1 protein-coding gene is annotated in these 223 nt (G+C 51.1%); it reads left to right on the forward strand.

Annotated elements, in window-relative coordinates:
- Positions 1 to 223: EF-Tu/IF-2/RF-3 family GTPase (locus AC3CB2_RS23525; protein ID WP_352936798.1), on the forward strand; the 223-nt coding region annotated here is incomplete at both ends.

Raw genomic sequence — 223 nt, forward strand, 5'->3', positions numbered from 1 at the left:
GGCATTCCTTATGCCAATCGAAGACGTGTTCTCCATCTCCGGTCGTGGTACCGTTGTTACCGGTCGCGTTGAGCGCGGTATCATCCACGTTGGTGATGAAGTTGAGATCGTTGGCATCAAAGAAACAGCTAAAACCACTGTTACTGGTGTTGAAATGTTCCGCAAGCTGCTCGATCAGGGTGAAGCAGGCGACAACATTGGTGCACTGATCCGTGGTGTTGGT

The organism is Pseudovibrio sp. SCP20 (genome assembly GCF_057774105.1).